Source organism: Streptomyces sp. ITFR-6 (assembly GCF_031844725.1).
In the GTDB taxonomy this organism is placed as follows: domain Bacteria; phylum Actinomycetota; class Actinomycetes; order Streptomycetales; family Streptomycetaceae; genus Streptomyces.
The window spans coordinates 6,873,906-6,892,612 of the sequence record NZ_CP134612.1 but is presented as its reverse complement, the minus strand read 5'-3'; the positions used below and the strand labels follow the sequence as shown (position 1 = coordinate 6,892,612).

The window sequence follows — 18,707 nt, the reverse complement described above, 5'->3', positions numbered from 1 at the left end:
GCGTACCCTCCCCGCATGATCACTCCGTCCGGCGAGGCGCTGGTGCGCGACCACACCGTCTACTCCTGTGTGATGGGCTCGCGCGCCTTCGGGCTGGCCACGGAGGACAGCGACACCGACCGGCGGGGGGTCTACCTCGCGCCGACCCCGCTGTTCTGGCGGTTCGACAAGCCGCCCGCCCATGTCGATGGACCGGCCGACGAGCAGTTCTCCTGGGAGCTGGAACGCTTCTGCGAACTGGCGCTGCGGGCCGACCCCAATGTGCTGGAGTGCCTGCACTCGCCCTTGGTCGAACACACCGACGCCACCGGCCGCGAACTCCTCACGCTGCGCGGCGCCTTTCTCTCCCGGCGGGCGCACCTGACCTTCGTCCGTTACGCGATGGGCCAGCGCAGGAAGCTGGAGGCGGACGTACGGCAGTACGGGGCGCCGCGCTGGAAGCACGCCATGCATCTGCTGCGGCTGCTGACGAGCGGCCGGGACCTGCTGCGTACGGGAGAGCTCACGATCGGCGTGGGCGCGGCCCGCGACGGGCTGCTCGCCGTCAAGCGGGGCGAGGTGCCGTGGCCGGAGGTGGAGCGGCGCATGAACGGGCTGGCCGAGGAGAACGACGCGGCGGCCGCCGCCTCCCCGCTGCCGGCCGAGCCGGACCGTGCACGGATCGAGGACTTCCTGATCCGCACCCGGCGGGCGTCGGCGTCGGCCGGTGACGGCTCAGCCGGCTGACGGTGCGAAGAACCGCTCGGGCCGGATGTGGAACCCCCGCAGGTCCGCATCGACCGGCAGCCCGGCTTCCTTGAGACGCTTCATGTCCGTACGCATGGCTCAGGAGTCCCAGAGCGCCCCCAGGGACAGCAGGTCGCTCCGGTACTCGATCCGCTCCGACCACTCCTTGGGCCAGGCACCGGAGCCCAGGTGCGCCCCGGCGAGCGCGCCGGTCAGGCAGCCGAGCGAGTCCGAGTCGCCCCGGGTGCAGGCGGCGCGACGCAGGGCGGTGAGGGGTTCGTCGGGGAAGAGCAGGAAGCAGTGCAGGGCCGTGGCCAGGGCTTCCTCTGCTATCCAGCCGTCGCCGGTCGCCTCGCAGGGGTCGGTCTCCGGGGAGGGGTCGCGCAGCGCGTCCTGGACGCGCTCCAGTGCGGTGAGGCACTCCTCCCAGCCCCGCTGGATGTAGAGCTCGGGCGAGGAGTCCCCGGCGTAGCGCCAGAGGTCCCCGAGCCAGCGGGTGAGGTAGGTGCCGCTGTTCTCGTACGCGTAGCTGCGCAGCTGCCCGATCAGTCCCACCGGGTCCGCGCCCTGCGCCAGGAGGTAGACCGCGCGGGCCATCAGGTCGGATGCGGCGAGTGCGGTGGGGTGTCCGTGGGTGAGGGCCGCCTGCAGCTGGGCGGAGCCGGCGCGCTGTTCGTCGCTCAGCCCGGGTACGAGTCCGATGGGGCCGACCCGCATGTTGGCGCCGCAGCCCTTGGAGCCGGTCTGGCTGGCCTCCTGCCAGACGCGGTCGCTGTCGAGCATCCGGCAGGCGGTCATGCAGGTGCGGCCGGGGGCGCGGTTGTTGTCGGGCGAGTGGTACCAGTCGACGAACTCCTCGCGCACCGGGCGCGCGAGGCGCAGCGGGGTGAGCAGTCCGCGGTCCATGGCGGTACGGATGCCGCGGCCGAGAGCCAGGGTCATCTGGGTGTCGTCGCTGACGACCGCGGGCTTCGGCAGCCTCATCTGGCGCCACGGCCCGCACTTGGCGAGGATCGAGGGGACGTTGTTGAACTCGGTCGGGAAGCCCAGCGCGTCGCCGAGCGCGAGCCCGGTCAGCGCGCCGGTGGCGGCCTGTTTGGTGATGGTCCTGGTCACGATCACGTGCTTCTTCCTTCCGGTCGCAGCAGTGGGGGGTGCAGGGCGGTCGCGGCGCCCGCCCGGTAGAGGGCGGCCGGTTTTCCCCGTCCGCCGGTACGGCGCGGTGAGCCCTGTGCCGCCTGGACGAAGCCGGGCGTGGTGAGGATCTTGCGCCTGAAGTTGGGCCGGTCCAGCTCGACGCCCCAGACCGTCTCGTACACCTGCTGGAGCTCTCCCAGGGTGAATTCGGGCGGGCAGAACGCGGTGGCCAGGCAGGTGTATTCGAGTTTGGCGCCGATCCTGATCTGTGCGTCGGCGAGGATGCGGTCGTGGTCGAAGGCGAGCGCGCCGAGCTCTCCGGCGTCCCACCATCCGGCGCTGGCCGCGTCGCCGCCGCCGCGCGGTTCGGGCAGGTCGGGTACGAGCGCGGCGTAGGCGACGGAGACCACCCGCATCCTCGGATCGCGGTCCGGGTCGCTGTACGTCGCGAGCTGTTCCAGGTGGAGGGCCGAGACGGTGTCCTGGCTCAGCCCGGTCTCCTCCGCCAGCTCCCGGCGGGCCGCGTCCTCGGCGGACTCGCGGGGCAGGACGAAGCCGCCGGGCAGCGCCCACCGGCCCTTGTACGGGTCCTCGCCCCGCTCGACGAGCAGGACGTGCAGCCGGGTCTCGCGGACCGTGAAGACGGCCAGGTCCACGGTGACGGCGAACGGTTCGAAGGCGTGCGGGTCGTAGCCCTCGGGTGCGGCGCCGCTCATCGCCGCTCCGGAAGGGGGTCGGCGAAGTGCCAGCCCCTGGCCAGCAGGGCGTCGACCGCCTCGACGGCTGTGGCCAGGCGCTGCTGGCGGCTTCCGGTGACTTCGATGAAGTTCCTTCCTGTCCGGGTGAGTTCGGATCGGAAACGGTCGGTCATCCAGGGCCGCAGCTCCTCGCCGTCGCGCAGCCCGTCGTCCTCGAAGGCGACGCCCTCGTGGTCGGTCAGCAGCCACAGGTGATGGGCTGCCCGGTCGGCCGTGCGCTCGACGAGCGGGTTGCGGCCGCCGACGTACCGCTCGTGCCAGACGGTGGTGGCGAAGGAGTCGGTGTCGCAGACGAGCACCGGGGATCCGGTGCGGGCGGCCGCCTCCTCCCGGGCGTTCTGGGCCTCGGCTATCAGCGGGAAGTCGTCGGTCGTGAAGGTGACGTCCTCCCACTGGGCGCGGGGCCGGCGGGCGCGCAGCGCGGCCGGCTTCTGTTCGCTGAACTCGCGCCCGTACTCGGCGACGTACCCGGTGAGCGCCCAGACGCCGCCGCGCCTGCGGTACTGGGCGGCCAGTGCGCGGGCCAGGGTGGTGGTGCCGGTGGACTCGGCGCCCAGGACGACGACCCGGCGGGCCAGCGCGGCCCGGACCGGCGGTTCGAGGAAGTCCCAGTAGCCCGCCGGGTCCGCGCGCAGGGCGGTGCCGGAGACCGGGAAGACCGTGCGGTCCGGGTCGACGGCGACGGGTTCCGCGCCGAAGCGGCGGGCGAGCTCGTCCCCGTACGACTCCGAGGTGAACACGGCGTCCACCCGCTCGGGCACGGCCGCGGTGAAGACCGCCATGTGGGCGTCCCAGACCGCCGGGTCGTGGAGATCCATCCGGGTGTCGTCGACGGCGCCGACCACCGTCACGTCCGGGTGCACCTCGCGCATCCAGGCGACCCGGTCCGCGAGCGGGACGGATTCCACCGAGGCGGCGCAGACCAGCACGGTCACCCGCTCGCAGCGGTCCTGCGCGGTGCGGACGAGATGGTGGTGGCCGGCGTGCGGCGGGTAGAACTTGCCGAGCACCAGGCCGTGCGCGAAGCGTTTCATGCCGGGACCTCCGTGAACTCCCGCTGCCGGACGGTGAGAGCGCGCCGCCAGTTGCGCAGGCCGAGCAGGCACAGCGTCAGGAAGCCGACGTACAGCAGCGAGGTGAGGTAGAGCTCCTTGTACGCGTAGAGCGGGATGTACACCACGTCGGCGGCGATCCACAGCCACCACGACTCGACGAGCTTCCGGCACTGCCCGTACGTCGCCGCCAGCGACAGCGCCGTCGTCAGGGCGTCCCAGAAGGGCACCGTGGAGTCGGTGGCCCGGTCCAGCAGGACGGTCAGCGCGAAGGTCCCCACCACCCCCGCCGCGAGCAGCAGGGCCCATTCGGCGCGGGTGGTGCTCCGCACCGGCAGGCTGTCCGTCCCTGATCCACCCCCGTGGGTCCAGGTCCACCAGCCGTACGCGGCAAGGGCGATGAAGACGAACTGGAGCCCGGCGTCGGCGTACAGGCCGGACTGGGCGAACAGCAGGACGAAGAAGACGTTGTTGGCGATGCCGACCGGCCAGTTGGCGAGGTGCTGGCGGGCCACGAGCCAGACGCACAGCGCCCCGCTGCCGAAGCCCAGCACCTCGGTCCAGCTGACCGGGGTGCCCAGGACCGTCACCAGGGGCTGCCGCAGGGGATCGAGGACGTCCGCGAGACTCACACCCATCTCCTTAATAGTCATTCTGACTATAAAGGTCGAACGCAGGTAGCAAAAGGCCCGCGGCCGGTTCCTGTCCGAAATTCGGAATCCGGGAACCGGCCGCGGGCCTTACGCGGTGGAGCCGAGGTCTACAGACCGACCTCGCGCATCAGCATGCCCACTTCGGTGTTGGTGAGCCGGCGCAGCCAGCCCGACTTCTGGTCGCCCAGCGGGATCGGGCCGAACGACGTCCGCACCAGCCGCTCGACCGGGAAGCCGGCCTCGGCCAGCATCCGGCGGACGATGTGCTTACGGCCCTCGTGGAGGGTCACCTCGACCAGGTAGTTCTTGCCGGTGTTCTCGACGACGCGGAAGTGGTCGGCGCGTGCGTAACCGTCCTCCAGCTGGATGCCGTCCTTGAGCCGCTTGCCCAGGTCACGCGGGAGCGGGCCCTGGATGGCGGCCAGGTAGGTCTTCTTCACGCCGTACTTGGGGTGGGTGAGACGGTGGGCCAGCTCGCCGTGGTTGGTGAGCATGATGATGCCCTCGGTCTCGGTGTCCAGCCGGCCGACGTGGAAGAGCCGCGTCTCACGGTTGGTGACGTAGTCGCCGAGGCACTGGCGCCCGTCCGGGTCCTCCATGGAGGAGACGACACCGGCCGGCTTGTTCAGCGCGAAGAACAGATGCGACTGGGTGGCGACCGTCAGGCCGTCGACCTTGATCTCGTCCTTGTGCACGTCGACGCGCATGCCCTGCTCGACGACGATCTCGCCGTTCACCTCGACGCGGGACTGCTCGATGAGCTCCTCGCAGGCCCGGCGTGAGCCCATGCCGGCCCTGGCGAGGATCTTCTGCAGCCGCTCGCCCTCCTGCTCGGCGCCCGGGTGGGTCTTCGGCGTCTTGATCTCGGGCTTGTTCGCGTACCGGTCGCGGTTGCGCTGCTCGATCTTGGCGTCGAGCTCGCGCGGGCGCGCGGGGGCGCCGTACGGGGCGCGCCTGCCGGTGCTCTTCGAGCCGCCGGAAGCCGCCTTCGGGCCACCCTTGGCGCCACCGCGGGCCGAGGCGCCGCGGCCCTTGCGGGTGCCGCCGTCGCCGCCCGGCTTGTCGTTGCCCACGTCGTAGCGGCGCTCCTCGGGGCGGGGCCGGCGGGGGCGCTGCTCCTGCTTGTCGTCGCGCTCGGAGCCGGAGACCCGCGGGTTCGGGTTGGTGTTCCGGCCGGTGCCGATGTTGTTCCGGCCGCCGCTGCCGCCGCTCCTGCCGCCGCCGCTCCTGGCTCCGCCGGCACTCCTGCCGCCGCCCGCGGCGCCGCCGCTCCTGCCGCCGCCGCTGCCGCTTCCGCTGTTCCTGCCACTGCTTCGCATCAAAATTCCGTCTTGTCGTCTGCGTGAGTATCCGGGGTGTCCGGTGCGTCCGGATCGAACGACGGCACACCCTCTAGCGTCTCAGCCTCGATCGCGTCCGCCTCCGGTAGGAAGGGCGCGAGCTCCGGGAGCTCGTCCAGGCCACGCAGGCCCATTCGCTCCAGAAAGTAGTTCGTCGTCCTGTACAGGATCGCACCTGTTTCGGGTTCCGCGCCCGCTTCCTCGACCAGGCCCCTCTGGAGCAGGGTCCGCATGACCCCGTCACAGTTCACGCCGCGCACCGCGGAGACCCTGGAACGGCTCACCGGCTGCCGGTACGCGACGACCGCGAGGGTCTCCAGCGCCGCCTGGGTGAGACGGGCGTGCTGGCCGTCCAGGACGAAGCCCTCGACCGCCGCCGCGTACTCCGGGCGGGTATAGAACCGCCAGCCTCCCGCGACCAGCCTCAGGTCGAAACCGCGGCGCTGGGCGGTGTACTCGTCGGCCAGCTCCCGCAGCGCGTCCGCGACGGCCCGCCGGGGCCGCTCCAGCACCTTGGCCAGGTGCTCCTCGGTGGCGGGCTCGTCGACGACCATCAGCACGGCCTCCAGGGCGGGCTTCAGACCGAGGCCCGCGACGGCCGGTCCGGTGACGTCCTGCTCACTCATGCCTTCACGTCCTGCCGCTCGTCCCGCATGTCCGGTGCCTCCTGGTCGAACTCGTCCGTGACGACCGGCTCGGCCCCCTGCTCCCCGGCCCAGCGCACCATCAGCTCCCCCAGCGCCTCGTCCTGGTCCAGGGCGACGGCCTTCTCCCGGTAGAGCTCCAGCAGCGCCAGGAACCGGGCGACGACGGTGAGCGTGTCCGGGGCGTCCCCGGCCAGTTCCCGGAAGCTCATCTCCCCCGCCTCCCGCAGCCGGGCCATCACGATCCCGGCCTGCTCCCGCACGCTGACCAGCGGGGCGTGGATGTGGTCGACGTAGACCTGGGGCCGGGGCCTGGGCTGCATCGCCTTCACGGCCAGCTTCGCGAAGCCCTCGGCCCCGATGCTGATCACCACGTCGGGCAGCAGCTCGGCGTGGTGCGGTTCCAGTCCGACGGTACGGGGGAAGCGGCGGCCCTCCGATTCGAGCCGCTCGCTGAAGATCTCCGCGATGCGCTTGTAGGCGCGGTACTGCAGCAGCCTCGCGAAGAGCAGGTCCCTGGCCTCCAGCAGCGCCAGGTCCCCTTCGTCCTCCACCTCCGCGGCGGGCAGCAGCCGGGCCGCCTTGAGGTCCAGGAGGGTCGCCGCGACGACGAGGAACTCGGTGGTCTGGTCCAGGTCCCAGTCCGGCCCCATGGCCCGGATGTGGACCATGAACTCGTCGGTGACCTTGGACAGGGCCACCTCGGTCACGTCCAGCTTGTGCTTGGAGATGAGCTGCAGCAGCAGATCGAACGGCCCCTCGAAGTTCGCCAGCCGCACGGTGAACCGACCGTCGTCGGCCTCCGGGACGGGCGCGGGCGCGGGGTCCTGGTCCGGTACGGGATCGGGGTCCGGTGCAGGTTCCGGTACGGGAACGGGCGCGGGTCCGGGGTCCGGTACGGGATCGGGGTCCGGTACGAAAACCGGTTCGGGTTCCGGTACGGGAACAGGCACCGGTTCGGGGGCAGGCACCGGTACGGGCCCGCCGCCCGGCCCGCGGCCCAGTGGGCGGCGGGAGGTGCGGGCGGGCTCGTCGGGTGAGGGCATCGGGATCCAGGGTGCGGCGGGACACGGGGCGGGCGGACGGCGGCCCGCCCTCCGGGGCAGGCTACCGGCGCCGGGCCCGTCAGCGGCCGCGCAGCCGCCGTACGAGGATGCTCGCGTCGCCCCGGGACTCCAGGTCGGCCAGGACGACGGCGACCGCCTCACGGACGATCCTGCCCCGGTCGATGGCCAGCCCGTGCTCGCCGCGCAGCACCAGCCTCGCGTGTTCGAGGTCCATCAGCTCCTCGGCGGAGACGTAGACCGTGATCTTCTCGTCGTGGCGCTCCCGGCCGCTGGGCCGCCGGTTCGCGCCGCGCCCGCCGCCGCGTCTGCGCTGCTGCTGGACCACGGGCGCCGGAACCGGCTCCTGCGAGGACGGCGGCTGCGGACGGCGCCCGGCCTGTGCGGCCACCGCCATCCGGTCGCTCTCACCGCTCCGGCTGCGCGAATCGCCCGCGTCGGACCTGGCCGCAGAGTGCTCCTCCTGGCCGGAGGGGGCGGCCGGGGCCTCTGCGCCCGTAGCCGGGGCGTCGGCCCCGGGGTCGCTCTCGCCGCCGGCCGGTGCGGGCACCCGGGGGGCCCCGCCGTTCGCCTTGCGCCGTCGTTCCGCGGGGGACGAGGACTGCAGCCCCATCCCCCCGGTGGTGCGGAACAGTTCGTCGGCCCCCGGCAGACTCACTCGGCGTGACACCGGGCGAGCACCTCCCTGGCGAGCTGGCGATAGGCGGCGGCACCGACCGAGTTGGAGGCGTACGTGGTGATGGGCTCGCCGGCGACCGTGGTCTCCGGGAAGCGGACCGTACGCCCGATGACCGTGTGGTAGACGTGATCGTCGAAGGCCTCGACGACGCGCGCGAGGACCTCGCGGCTGTGCACCGTACGGGAGTCGTACATGGTGGCGAGGATGCCGTCGAGCTCCAGTTCCGGGTTGAGCCGCTCCTGGACCTTCTCGATGGTCTCGGTGAGCAGCGCCACCCCTCGCAGCGCGAAGAACTCGCACTCAAGCGGCACTATCACCTTGTGCGCGGCGGTCAGGGCGTTCACGGTGAGCAGGCCGAGCGAGGGCTGGCAGTCGATCACGATGTAGTCGTAGTCGGCCATCAGCGGCTTCAGGGCGCGCTGCAGGGTGGATTCCCGGGCCACCTCGCTGACCAGCTGGACCTCGGCGGCCGACAGGTCGATGTTGCTCGGCAGCAGGTCCATGTTGGGCACGGCGGTCTTCAGGAGGACCTCGTCGGCCGCCATGCCCCGCTCCATGAGCAGGTTGTAGACGGTGAGGTCGAGCTCCATCGGGTTCACGCCGAGACCGACCGACAGGGCTCCCTGCGGGTCGAAGTCGACGAGCAGGACCCGCCGCCCGTACTCCGCGAGCGCGGCACCCAGGTTGATGGTCGACGTGGTCTTGCCGACGCCGCCCTTCTGGTTGCACATCGCGATGATCTTGGCGGGGCCGTGATCGGTCAGCGGGCCGGGGATCGGGAAGTACGGCAAGGGCCGGCCGGTCGGGCCGACTCGCTCGCGGCGCTGCCGGGCGGCGTCGGGCGCGAGAGTGGCCGCGTACTCCGGATCGGGCTCGTACTCGGCGTCGGGGTCGTAGAAGCGCCCCTGGGGCGCCTCGTCGAAGTCGGCGAAGTGGGCGGTGTCCCGGCCACTCTCGTTGCCGGCCATGGCGTTCACGTGTAGGCCGTCCATCATCTGGGGGGCTGTCGTCATGTGCTGGTGTGTGGCGAAGGTGCGGACAGCGACGGAGCCGACAGCCTCCAGCCCGTTCGGGCTCTGGCCCCGTGCAGGCATCCCTGGTTGAACACCCCCGGGAGTAAATGTCGACTCATTCACAAGTCGTCTTACCTCCTTGGACGTGACCAGGAAACTTATCGATAGGTCAGCGTGGCACCATGCCGACGATTGGCGACTCTATGGCGTGTCACCGGTTCGCAGCAACACAATCCGCCGGACCCGGCCCGATGTGTCGGCAATCGAACACCCCGCTGTCAAGGGCGCGCAGCCCTCCGGGCGTACTTTTCGCGGGTGCACGAATCGGTTAAAGGGTTACGTTCGAGGCGAGTTGCGCGGGCTCCGGCAGGGGCCCGGCACACGTCCGGCCGGACCTTGCTCGGCAAGGTCCGGCCGGGTGCGCGAGGTTGACGGGAGGGGTTGACCCTCAGCCGAGAAGCGCGCTCAGTTCGACGTGGTCGAGGCCGTGCGCCTCCGCCACCTCGCGGTAAACGACCTGCCCGTCATGGGTGTTGAGCCCCTTGGCGAGCGCGGCGTCACGGCGCAGCGCCTCGGTCCAGCCCCGGTTCGCGAGCTCGACGATGTAGGGCAGCGTCGCGTTGGTGAGGGCGTACGTGGAGGTGTTCGGCACCGCGCCGGGCATGTTGGCGACGCAGTAGAAGACCGAGTCGTGAACCATGAAGGTCGGCTCGGCGTGCGTCGTCGGGTGGGAGTCCTCGAAGCAGCCACCCTGATCAATTGCAATGTCGACAAGTACACTTCCGGGCTTCATCTTGGCGACGAGCTCGTTGGTGACCAGCTTCGGGGCCTTCGCGCCGGGGATGAGCACGGCGCCGACGACCAGGTCCGCCTCGACGACCGCCTTCTCCAGCTCGAAGGCGTTGGAGACGACCGTCTGCACCTTGGTGCCGAAGATCCGGTCGGCCTCGCGGAGCTTGTTGATGTCCTTGTCGAGCAGCGTGACGTGGAAGCCGAGGCCGACGGCGATCTGGGTGGCGTTCCAGCCGGAGACACCGCCGCCGATGATGACGGCCCGCCCGGCCGCCGTACCCGGGACGCCGCCGGGCAGCACACCGCGGCCGCCGACCGAGCGCATCAGGTGGTACGCGCCGACCTGCGGGGCCAGCCGGCCCGCGACCTCGGACATCGGGGCGAGCAGCGGCAGCGCGCGGTTCGCGGTCTCGACGGTCTCGTAGGCGATGGCGGTGGTGCCGGACTCCAGCAGCGCGTCCGTGCAGGCGCGGGAGGCGGCGAGGTGGAGGTAGGTGAAGAGGGTCTGGCCCTTGCGGAGGCGGTGGTACTCCTCCGCGACCGGCTCCTTGACCTTCAGCAGCAGGTCGGCGGTGGCCCAGACCTCGTCGGCGGTGGGCAGTATCCGCGCCCCGGCCGCGACGTACTCCGCGTCCGTGATGGACGAGCCGGCACCGGCGCTCTCCTCGACGACGACCTGGTGGCCGTGGCGGACGAGCTCGTGCACACCGGCAGGCGTGATCGCCACGCGGAACTCGTTGTTCTTGACTTCGCGGGGGATGCCGACCTTCACGTCGATCACGGTCCTTGACTCAGAGGGGTTGTCCGGGCATAGCGATACATACCCGGATAGACGCAGCGTAAATGGAGACACCGCGAACACCCGCGGCAGAGCCAGTCTAATGAAGGGCTTCCCGCTGTCTAGCCTTACAAAGCATTAATTTTCCGTCGCCGCACTACGGATTTCGCAGGCTGCGCTCTCCTCGCCCAGCAATCTCTCGGCTGTACCCCGGTGCAGCCCCGCAGCTGCGGGGTCACCGAGCCGGTCCAGCGTGTCGGCCAGCCGCAGCTCAAGGGCTGCCTGCAGCCGTACGTCCTTGGCCTGCCGCGCCCACTGCACGGCCTCCCGGCACGTCTGCAGCGACTCCTGCGGACGGCCCGCGTACTCCTGGACCCGGGCGACCTCACTGAGCGCCCGCGCCTGGGCGGGCAGGTCACCGAGCCTGCGGTAGCCGGCCGCCGCGGCGCGCCAGTTCCGCAGCGCCTCGCCGTACCGCCCGGCGTAGGTGTGGACCGTGCCCAGGCGCCCGTAGAGCCGCGCCTCGTCGGCCTTCTCCCCCTGGGTGAGCCGCTGCGCGAGCGCCCGGCCGTACCAGTCCGAGGCCCGGTGGAAGTCGCCCAGCTCCGCGTAGGCGCCGCCCACGGATTCCATCGCGCGCCCGGTGGCGTACGGGTCCTTCGCGGCCCGGCCGGCATCCAGCGCGGCCCGGTAGCGGGCCAGCGCCTCCCGGGTCCGGCCGGTCCCGGCGTCCAGGTCCGCGAGGTTGAGCAGGGCGGCCGCCCGCTCGCGCGGCAGCTCGCGGCGCTCCGCGACAGCCAGTACCAGACCGTGCAGTCCGTACAGCTCGGGCGCGGCCGCCTCCGTGCCCTCGTGCACCGCGAGCGCCCGCACCAGTGCGGCCACCAACCGCCTTGCCAGCGTGTCGAGTTCGCCGTCCTGCACGGCGATCCGGGCGGAGGCGAGCAGAGCGGGGCGGCGGATCCGCAGCCATTCGGCGGCGGCCTCCGGGCCGGGGAAGCGCAGGGTGCGCGGCAGTCCGGCGAGTCTGCGCCGGGCCGGTGAGCCCTCGGGTTCGGTGACCGCGCGGCAGGACTGGAGCAGGCGCACGGTCCGCTCCAGCATCCTCGCCCGCGCGAGCTGGATCTCGGCCGGACGGTCCCGGTCCGCCAGCAGCGCCCGCAGCAGCGGGGCCAGGCAGCCGGGCACCTCGTACTGCGGCCGGTCTGCCCCATTGCCGCGCAGCACGCCCAGGCGCACGAAGTCGTCGAGCGTGGTCTGGGCGGCGGAGACGGAGCAGCCGGCCAGCGCGGACGCGGTGTGGGCGTCGGCGAGTCCGGCGGGAGCCAGTGAGAGCAGTCGCAGTATCCGGGCGGCGGTCGGCGGCAGGGAGTCGTGGATCAGCTGGAAGGCGCGGGCCAGCGGGCGGGCGCCGGTGGACAGTTCGGCGTCCTCGGGAAGTTCCCGCAGCTGCTTGGTGACGTCGGCCACCGAGGCGGTCGGGTGCGCGGCCAGCCAGCCCCCGACCATCACGAGTGCGGCGGGCTGCCCACCGCACTCCTCGGCCAGGGTCTCGGCGGTCCGCGGGTCGACGGTGATGCGGACCTGCCCGATGGCGCGGGCGAGCAGCTGGACCGCGGGGCCCGCCTCCAGCCCGCCGACGGTGCAGGGCCGGACGCCGGGGATACCGGTCAGCGGGCCCTGCGCGGTGGCGACGACCAGGCAGTCCGGGTTGTCCGGGAGCAGCGGGTCGACCTGTTCGGCGTCCGGCGCGTCGTCGATCAGCAGCAGGACCCGGCGTACGGCGAGGGCCTCGCGGACCATCTCGGACAGCTCGTCCTCGTCCGCGCCGGGCGGTCCCGCCACGTCGAGCTGGCCGAGGAGGTCCCGGGCGGCGCGTTCGGTGGGGACCGGGGCGCCGCCGGGTTCGGTGAGCCGGACGCGGAGCAGGCCGTCGGGGTAGTCGCCGGTGCCGAGCAGTCGCCGGGTGAGCTCGCCGGCCAGCGCGGTGCGGCCGGAGCCGGGGCGTCCGGCGATCAGCAGGACCCTTGCCCGGCCGCTCCTGCGACCGGCCATGGTGTCCAGTCCGGCCCGTTCGATGTCGGCCCGGAGTTCCTTCAACTCGCGCTCGCGCCCGAAGAATTGGGATGGCTCGACGGTGGCCGACTCCTCGGTCCCCGCTGCCTCGGCCGGGTCGCTGGTGTCCACCGCCTGATCCGTCACGAGCCACGCTCCACTTCGCTGCACGCGTCGCCCGCCGGGACTCCGGTCAGGGCATTCCGAGCGTAGTTCAGGCGGGTGGGCGAATCCGGTGGAGCGCGGCGGTCGGGTCCCCCGATCGGATCAGCGTTTTTTCCGACTGGGGGACGTTCCGATTCCCCGACGGGCCCGACGGCCTCGAAAACCCGGCGGTCCCGACTGTCCCGACGGCCTCGAAAAAACTCCGGCGGTTCCGACGGTCCGTCAGGCCTCGAACGGCCGGGCGGGCCAGGGCGCCTCCGCGGGCCGCAGCGATTCGACCCCGTCGCCCGCGAGTACCGCGGCGAGCGAGAGCACCCCCACCACCAGGCAGCTGTTGTGCAGGTCCCCGGCGATCACACCGCGGACCAGGTCCTGGAGCGGCACCCGGGCCAGCTCCATGTCGGCCTCCTCCTCCGCGACCTCGAAACGCTCGCCGTCCGCCTCGGAGATGTCGCGGGCGAGGAAGATCCGTACGGCTTCGTCGCAGCCGCCGGGCGTGGTGTAGACGTCGGTCAGCACCCGCCAGTCCTCGGCCTTGACGTATGCCTCCTCGTACAGCTCGCGCTGCGCGGCGTGCAGCGGGTTCTCACCGGGGACGTCGAGCAGTCCGGCCGGGATCTCCCACAGCCTGTGGCGCACCGGGTGGCGGTACTGGCGCAGCACCAGGACGCGGCCCTCGCCGTCGAGTGCGAGCACGGCGACCGAACCCGGGTGGACCTGGTAGTCGCGGCCGTGGACGGATCCGTCGGGCATCACCACCTGGTCGGTGCGGACGCTGGTCTTGTTGCCCCGGAACGGAGTCTCGGTCGCGGTGACCGGCCATTCCTCGGGCGTGTCCTGGAAACCCATCTACGTCCTCCCACAAAAAACAGTGACCGGGGTACGTGTCCTCGAAGGACGCGTACCCCGGTCAACCGTAACGCCTGCGGGGGTGCCGTTACTTGCCCGGCGTGGCTTCCGGCCCGCTGCCCGTCTTACGCGCGACGGCCGCCTTCACCAGGCCCGCGAACAGGGGGTGCGGGCGGGTCGGGCGGGAGCGGAGCTCCGGGTGCGCCTGGGTGGCGACCAGGTAGGGGTGGACCTCGCGCGGGTACTCGACGTACTCGACGAGCTTGTTGTCCGGGGACGTGCCGGAGAAGACCAGTCCGGCCTTCTTCTCCAGCTCGGCGCGGTAGGTGTTGTTGACCTCGTAGCGGTGGCGGTGGCGCTCCTCCACGTACGGCTGGCCGTCGTACGCCTCACGGACCAGCGAGCCCTCGGCGAGCTTCGCCGGGTAGAGGCCGAGCCGCATGGTGCCGCCGAGGTCGCCCGCGCCCTCGACGAACGCGAGCTGCTCCTCCATCGTCGAGATGACGGGGTGGGCGGTGGCGGCGTCGAACTCGGTGGAGTTGGCGTCGGGGATCTCCGCGAGGTTGCGCGCGGCCTCGATCACGATGCACTGGAGCCCGAGGCAGAGGCCGAGCAGCGGCACCTTGTTCTCACGGGCGTACTGGATGGCGCCGACCTTGCCGATCACACCGCGCTCGCCGAAGCCGCCGGGGATGCAGATGGCGTCGACGTCACCGAGCTGCTTCTTGGCGCCCGCCGGGGTCTTGCAGTCGTCGGAGGCGACCCACTTGACCTTGACGCGGGCCTTGTTGGCGAAGCCGCCGGCCCGGATGGCCTCGGTGACCGAGAGGTAGGCGTCGGGCAGGTCGATGTACTTGCCGACCAGGGCGACGGTGACCTCGTGGTCGGGGTTGTGGACGCGGTCCAGCAGATCCCCCCAGGTCGTCCAGTCGACGTCCCGGAACGGCAGGTCGAGCTTGCGCACGACGTAGGCGTCCAGGCCCTCGGAGTGCAGCACCTTGGGGATGTCGTAGATCGACTTGGCGTCCGGGCAGGCCACCACGGCGGCCTCGTCGACGTCGCACATCAGCGAGATCTTGCGCTTGATCGCGGTCGGCACCTCGCGGTCGGCCCGCAGCACGATCGCGTCCGGCTGGATACCGATGTTGCGCAGCGCCGCCACCGAGTGCTGGGTCGGCTTGGTCTTCAGTTCGCCGGACGGGCCGATGTAGGGCAGCAGCGAGATGTGCACGACGAAGACGTTGTCCCGGCCCACCTCGTGGCGGACCTGGCGGACGGTCTCCAGGAACGGCAGCGACTCGATGTCGCCCACCGTGCCGCCGACCTCGGTGATGACGACGTCCACGTCGTCGGTGGCCATCCGGCGGATGCGGTGCTTGATCTCGTTGGTGATGTGCGGGATGACCTGCACGGTGTCACCGAGGTATTCGCCTCGCCGCTCCTTGGCGATGACCTGCGAGTACACCTGGCCTGTAGTGACGTTGGCGGAGCCGTCCAAGTCGACGTCGAGGAAGCGCTCGTAGTGTCCGATGTCCAGGTCGGTCTCGGCGCCGTCGTTGGTGACGAACACCTCACCGTGCTGGAAGGGGTTCATCGTGCCCGGGTCGACGTTCAGGTACGGGTCGAGCTTCTGCATGGTGACCCGAAGGCCGCGCGCCTTGAGCAGGGCACCGAGGCTGGAGGCAGTCAGACCCTTGCCGAGGGAAGAGGCGACACCCCCGGTGACGAAGATGTGCTTGGTCGTCGTGGATGTGGGCTGCATAGCCAAAGGGGGCTCCCGTGGTCGCGATCGTGAGGTGCGTACCGGCTTTGCCGTCCGGAGATTCCGGAGGCGCCGTCGCTGCGGTTCGGGGGCCTCGTCTGCTGTTGCCAGACGACCACCGGTCCACGGGCTACCAGGGTATCAGCGACCGGGGGAGCCTGCTTCCGGCCACTCCCGGCACAGTCAGCGCACATGATCCACGCATGTCCCTCACGCCCCACCCGTTCGGCTCATCTCTCTTGCCGGGACCGTCGCGCGGATCACCCAGGTGCGTCGTATCCTGCTCGGACACTCGCTCCGGGGGAGGTATGGACGCGCAGATTCCCCCACCTCAACCCCTAGCGACGACCTCTTGACCCGCAGTAAGCGCCCTACGGGGCGACATGGCCGTTCGACTGGAGATGCACGTGGCCGGGCGCATCGAGGATTACGCACTCATCGGAGACATGCAGACCGCCGCCCTGGTCTGCCGGGACGGTACAGCCGACTGGCTGTGCCTGCCCCGCTTCGATTCACACGCCGTTTTCGCGGGCCTTCTGGGCACCGAGGATCACGGCTTCTGGCGCCTCGGGCCCCGCACCGAGGGCGAGGAACCGCCCGCGGCCGACCGCCGCCGCTATCGCGGGGACTCACTGATCCTGGAATCGGAGTGGGACACGCCCCGCGGCACGGTCCGGGTGACCGATTTCATGCCGCCGCGTGACGGCGCCCCGCAGCTGATCAGGATCGTGGAGGGCGTCAGCGGCCGGGTGCCGATGCGCTCGGAGCTGCGCATGCGGTTCAGCTACGGGCGGGTCACCCCGTGGGTGCACAAGGTGGACGGCCGCACGGTCGCCGTCGCGGGCCCCGACTCGGTCTGGCTGGACACCACGGCCGAGACCTTCGGCGAGAACCTCACGACGTACTCGGACTTCACCGTCGCCCCGGGTGACCGGATCGCGTTCACGATCAGCTGGCAGCCCTCGCACCGCGAACCGCCCGCGCTCCCGGACCCCGAGGGTTCGCTGGAGGCGACCGCGGACTTCTGGCGCGAGTGGGTCGAGCAGTGTACGTATCACGGCCCCTACCGCGAGGCCGTGGTCCGCTCGCTGATCACCCTGAAGGCGCTGACCTACGCGCCGACCGGCGGCATCGTCGCCGCGCCCACCACCTCGCTGCCCGAGGACATCGGCGGCTCCCGCAACTGGGACTACCGCTACACCTGGCTGCGCGACGCCGCGATCACGCTGTCCTCGCTGCTGCGCACCGGCTACCGCGAGGAGGCCCGCGCCTGGCGCGAGTGGCTGCTCAGGGCGGTCGCGGGCGACCCGGAGAACCTGCAGATCATGTACGGGATCGCGGGCGAGCGGGAGCTGGGCGAGGCCGAGCTGGAGTGGCTGCCGGGCTACGAGCAGTCCGGCCCGGTCCGGGTCGGCAACGGCGCCGCGGGCCAGCTCCAGCTGGACGTGTACGGCGAGGTCACCGAGGCGCTGCACCTCGCGCACATGACCGGGCTGACCCGCAACGACTACGCCACCGGCCTCCAGCTCAAGCTGATCGAGTACCTGGAGAAGCACTGGGAGGAGCCGGACGAGGGCATCTGGGAGGTGCGCGGGCCGCGCCGGCACTTCGTGCACTCCAAGGTGATGGCCTGGGTGGCGGTCGACCGGACGATCAAACTGCTCGAGGCCGGGGACGCGGAGGGGCCGCTGGAGAAGTGGCGCGACCTGCGCGACGACATCCACCGCGACGTCTGCGAACGCGGGTACGACAAGGAGCGCAACACCTTCACCCAGTCGTACGGGTCGAAGGAGCTGGACGCCTCCCTCCTACTGATCCCCCAGATGGGGTTCCTGCCGCCCGACGACAAGCGGGTCATCGGCACGATCGAGGCGATCCAGCGGGAGCTGTCCACGGAGGACGGCTTCGTGCTCCGCTACCCCACCACGGGCGGGGACGCCGGGGTGGACGGCCTGGAGGGCGACGAGGGCGCATTCCTGGCGTGCTCGTTCTGGCTGGCCGACGACCTGGCGATGATCGGCCGGGTCGACGAGGCCCGCCAGCTCTTCGAGCGGCTGCTGTCCCTGCGCAACGACCTGGGCCTGCTGGCCGAGGAGTGGGACTCCCGGCTGCAGCGCCAGGTGGGGAACTTCCCGCAGGCCTTCAGCCATGTGCCGCTGATCGACACGGCACTCCGGCTGACGGCGAGCGGGGCGTACGTGGGCTGACGGTCCGGACGGCGGGCCCCGTCGGGGGCTCGCCGCACCCGCTCCCGTTCAGCCGCCCGTGACGACCGGACGGTTTCCTGAGGGCAGTCCCCATTCGCTCCACGAGCCGTCGTAGACCGCGGACTCCCCGCGGCCGGCCAGGGCGGGCACACAGGCGGTCACGCCGGAACCGCAGCTGAACAGCAGCCGGTCCCGGCCCGGGGCGAGCGCGTCGAACAGAGCCCGCAGCTCGGCCGCCGGGCGCATCCGGCCCTCGTGCTGGACCTCGGTGAACGGCAGGTTCACCGCCCCGGGCATATGGCCGCCGCGCAGCCCCGGGCGTGGTTCGGGCGCCGTGCCGCCGAAGCGCTCCCGGGACCGGGCGTCGAACACGACGGCCGCCGGATCGGTGAGCGCGGCCGCCACCTCTTCGGCGTCCACGAACACCCCGGGGCGCGGCACGGCCGTGAAGTCCCCGCGCGCGGGGAGGCCGTCGGGGGCGCCCTCCCGGATCGGCAGTCCGGCGGCCGTCCAGCCGGGCAGCCCGCCGTCGAGCACCGCGACCCGGTCCAGGCCCATCGCCCGGAGCATCCACCAGGCCCGCGCGGCGGAGTAGAGGCCCACCGCGTCGTAGACCACGACCGTGTCGCCGTCGTGGAGGCCGAGGGCGCGCATCTCCTCGGTGAACCGGGCCTTACCTGGCATGGTGTGCGGCAGCGGTCCGCCGGGCTCCGACAGGGCGCCGTCGAGGTCGAAGAGGTGGGCCCCGGGAATCCGTACGGGGGCCTCCCGGTGGGCGCCGACCGAGGCGTCGAAGACCCGCAGTCCGGGCCGGCCGAGCCGGGCGGCGAGCCAGTCCGGGCCCACGAGCGGGCCGGGCGGTCCGTCCTCGTACGCAGGTGCCGCGTCGTCCATGGGCGGGTCCTCCCCCGTGCCGGTACCGAAGGGTCAAGATCGCAGCGGGGCCCCGGCCTGTCAACGGCCCGCCGCCCCGGCGGTGGGTCCGGTGCTCCGGGCCGGTACCTTCCTGACCAGGGCGTCGGCGAGTGTGCGC

General features: G+C 71.7%; 16 protein-coding genes. 2 read left to right on the top strand and 14 right to left on the bottom strand.

What is annotated here, in order from left to right:
* Positions 1–15: 15 nt before the first annotated feature.
* The gene (locus tag RLT59_RS31390) at positions 16–726 is read left to right on the top strand and encodes a nucleotidyltransferase domain-containing protein (protein WP_311306527.1); all 711 of its coding nucleotides are present in this window, start codon (positions 16–18) and stop codon (positions 724–726) included.
* Between the two features lie 99 nt (positions 727–825).
* On the opposite strand, the gene RLT59_RS31385 is transcribed toward RLT59_RS31390, so the two are convergent.
* From RLT59_RS31385 to RLT59_RS31325, 13 genes are all read right to left on the bottom strand, one after another.
* Complete coding sequence (locus RLT59_RS31385) at positions 826–1,848, bottom strand: ADP-ribosylglycohydrolase family protein (protein WP_311306526.1); 1,023 nt, start codon at positions 1,846–1,848, stop codon at positions 826–828.
* Positions 1,845–2,579 (bottom strand): NUDIX hydrolase, encoded by a 735-nt coding sequence (locus tag RLT59_RS31380; protein WP_311306525.1) that lies wholly within the window; start codon positions 2,577–2,579, stop codon positions 1,845–1,847. The genes RLT59_RS31385 and RLT59_RS31380 overlap by 4 nt, the downstream gene beginning before the upstream one ends.
* On the bottom strand, positions 2,576–3,655 hold the full coding sequence (locus RLT59_RS31375; RefSeq protein WP_311306523.1) for an AAA family ATPase: 1,080 nt from the start codon (positions 3,653–3,655) through the stop codon (positions 2,576–2,578). The genes RLT59_RS31380 and RLT59_RS31375 overlap by 4 nt, the downstream gene beginning before the upstream one ends.
* Positions 3,652–4,305, bottom strand: coding sequence for a nicotinamide riboside transporter PnuC (gene pnuC / locus RLT59_RS31370; protein WP_311306521.1), 654 nt, complete (start codon positions 4,303–4,305; stop codon positions 3,652–3,654). The genes RLT59_RS31375 and pnuC overlap by 4 nt, the downstream gene beginning before the upstream one ends.
* A 128-nt stretch (positions 4,306–4,433) precedes the next feature.
* Positions 4,434–5,645, bottom strand: coding sequence for a pseudouridine synthase (locus RLT59_RS31365; RefSeq protein ID WP_311306520.1), 1,212 nt, complete (start codon positions 5,643–5,645; stop codon positions 4,434–4,436).
* Positions 5,645–6,292, bottom strand: a complete 648-nt coding sequence (gene scpB, locus RLT59_RS31360) for an SMC-Scp complex subunit ScpB (protein WP_311306519.1) — start codon at positions 6,290–6,292, stop codon at positions 5,645–5,647. The genes RLT59_RS31365 and scpB overlap by 1 nt, the downstream gene beginning before the upstream one ends.
* On the bottom strand, positions 6,289–7,356 hold the full coding sequence (locus RLT59_RS31355) for a segregation and condensation protein A (RefSeq protein WP_311306518.1): 1,068 nt from the start codon (positions 7,354–7,356) through the stop codon (positions 6,289–6,291). The genes scpB and RLT59_RS31355 overlap by 4 nt, the downstream gene beginning before the upstream one ends.
* Before the next feature lie 79 nt (positions 7,357–7,435).
* Positions 7,436–8,032 carry a hypothetical protein gene (locus tag RLT59_RS31350; protein ID WP_311307919.1) on the bottom strand — a complete coding sequence of 199 codons (597 nt, stop codon included), beginning with the start codon at positions 8,030–8,032 and terminating at the stop codon, positions 7,436–7,438.
* Positions 8,029–9,147 (bottom strand): ParA family protein, encoded by a 1,119-nt coding sequence (locus tag RLT59_RS31345; RefSeq protein ID WP_123468964.1) that lies wholly within the window; start codon positions 9,145–9,147, stop codon positions 8,029–8,031. Before RLT59_RS31345 ends, RLT59_RS31350 begins: the two co-directional genes overlap by 4 nt.
* A 367-nt stretch (positions 9,148–9,514) precedes the next feature.
* A complete protein-coding gene (gene ald / locus RLT59_RS31340) occupies positions 9,515–10,630 on the bottom strand; it encodes an alanine dehydrogenase (RefSeq protein WP_311307918.1) in 1,116 nt (371 codons plus the stop codon).
* Positions 10,631–10,774: 144 nt separating this feature from the next.
* Entirely contained in the window at positions 10,775–12,838 is a 2,064-nt protein-coding gene (locus tag RLT59_RS31335; RefSeq protein WP_311306516.1) for a tetratricopeptide repeat protein, read from the bottom strand.
* A 240-nt stretch (positions 12,839–13,078) separates the two neighbouring features.
* On the bottom strand, positions 13,079–13,705 hold the full coding sequence (locus RLT59_RS31330) for an NUDIX domain-containing protein (protein ID WP_311306515.1): 627 nt from the start codon (positions 13,703–13,705) through the stop codon (positions 13,079–13,081).
* A gap of 88 nt (positions 13,706–13,793) precedes the next feature.
* The gene (locus RLT59_RS31325) at positions 13,794–15,467 is read right to left on the bottom strand and encodes a CTP synthase (protein WP_311306514.1); all 1,674 of its coding nucleotides are present in this window, start codon (positions 15,465–15,467) and stop codon (positions 13,794–13,796) included.
* A gap of 407 nt (positions 15,468–15,874) precedes the next feature.
* Between RLT59_RS31325 and RLT59_RS31320 the strand changes: the two genes are divergently transcribed.
* The gene (locus RLT59_RS31320; protein WP_311307917.1) at positions 15,875–17,674 is read left to right on the top strand and encodes a glycoside hydrolase family 15 protein; all 1,800 of its coding nucleotides are present in this window, start codon (positions 15,875–15,877) and stop codon (positions 17,672–17,674) included.
* A 48-nt stretch (positions 17,675–17,722) separates the two neighbouring features.
* Here the strand turns inward: RLT59_RS31320 and RLT59_RS31315 are convergent, their stop codons facing one another.
* A complete protein-coding gene (locus tag RLT59_RS31315) occupies positions 17,723–18,568 on the bottom strand; it encodes a sulfurtransferase (protein WP_311306513.1) in 846 nt (281 codons plus the stop codon).
* Positions 18,569–18,707: the final 139 nt, after the last annotated feature.

Bases quoted from the DNA above. Each gene is read 5' to 3' on its own strand.
- RLT59_RS31390 (WP_311306527.1), top strand. From the start codon at position 16: ATGATCACTCCGTCCGGCGAGGCGCTGGTGCGCGACCACACCGTCTAC.
- RLT59_RS31380 (WP_311306525.1), bottom strand. From the start codon at position 2,579: ATGAGCGGCGCCGCACCCGAGGGCTACGACCCGCACGCCTTCGAACCG.
- RLT59_RS31375 (WP_311306523.1), bottom strand. From the start codon at position 3,655: ATGAAACGCTTCGCGCACGGCCTGGTGCTCGGCAAGTTCTACCCGCCG.
- RLT59_RS31365 (WP_311306520.1), bottom strand. From the start codon at position 5,645: ATGCGAAGCAGTGGCAGGAACAGCGGAAGCGGCAGCGGCGGCGGCAGG.
- scpB (WP_311306519.1), bottom strand. From the start codon at position 6,292: ATGAGTGAGCAGGACGTCACCGGACCGGCCGTCGCGGGCCTCGGTCTG.
- RLT59_RS31355 (WP_311306518.1), bottom strand. From the start codon at position 7,356: ATGCCCTCACCCGACGAGCCCGCCCGCACCTCCCGCCGCCCACTGGGC.
- RLT59_RS31345 (WP_123468964.1), bottom strand. From the start codon at position 9,147: ATGCCTGCACGGGGCCAGAGCCCGAACGGGCTGGAGGCTGTCGGCTCC.
- RLT59_RS31330 (WP_311306515.1), bottom strand. From the start codon at position 13,705: ATGGGTTTCCAGGACACGCCCGAGGAATGGCCGGTCACCGCGACCGAG.
- RLT59_RS31325 (WP_311306514.1), bottom strand. From the start codon at position 15,467: ATGCAGCCCACATCCACGACGACCAAGCACATCTTCGTCACCGGGGGT.
- RLT59_RS31315 (WP_311306513.1), bottom strand. From the start codon at position 18,568: ATGGACGACGCGGCACCTGCGTACGAGGACGGACCGCCCGGCCCGCTC.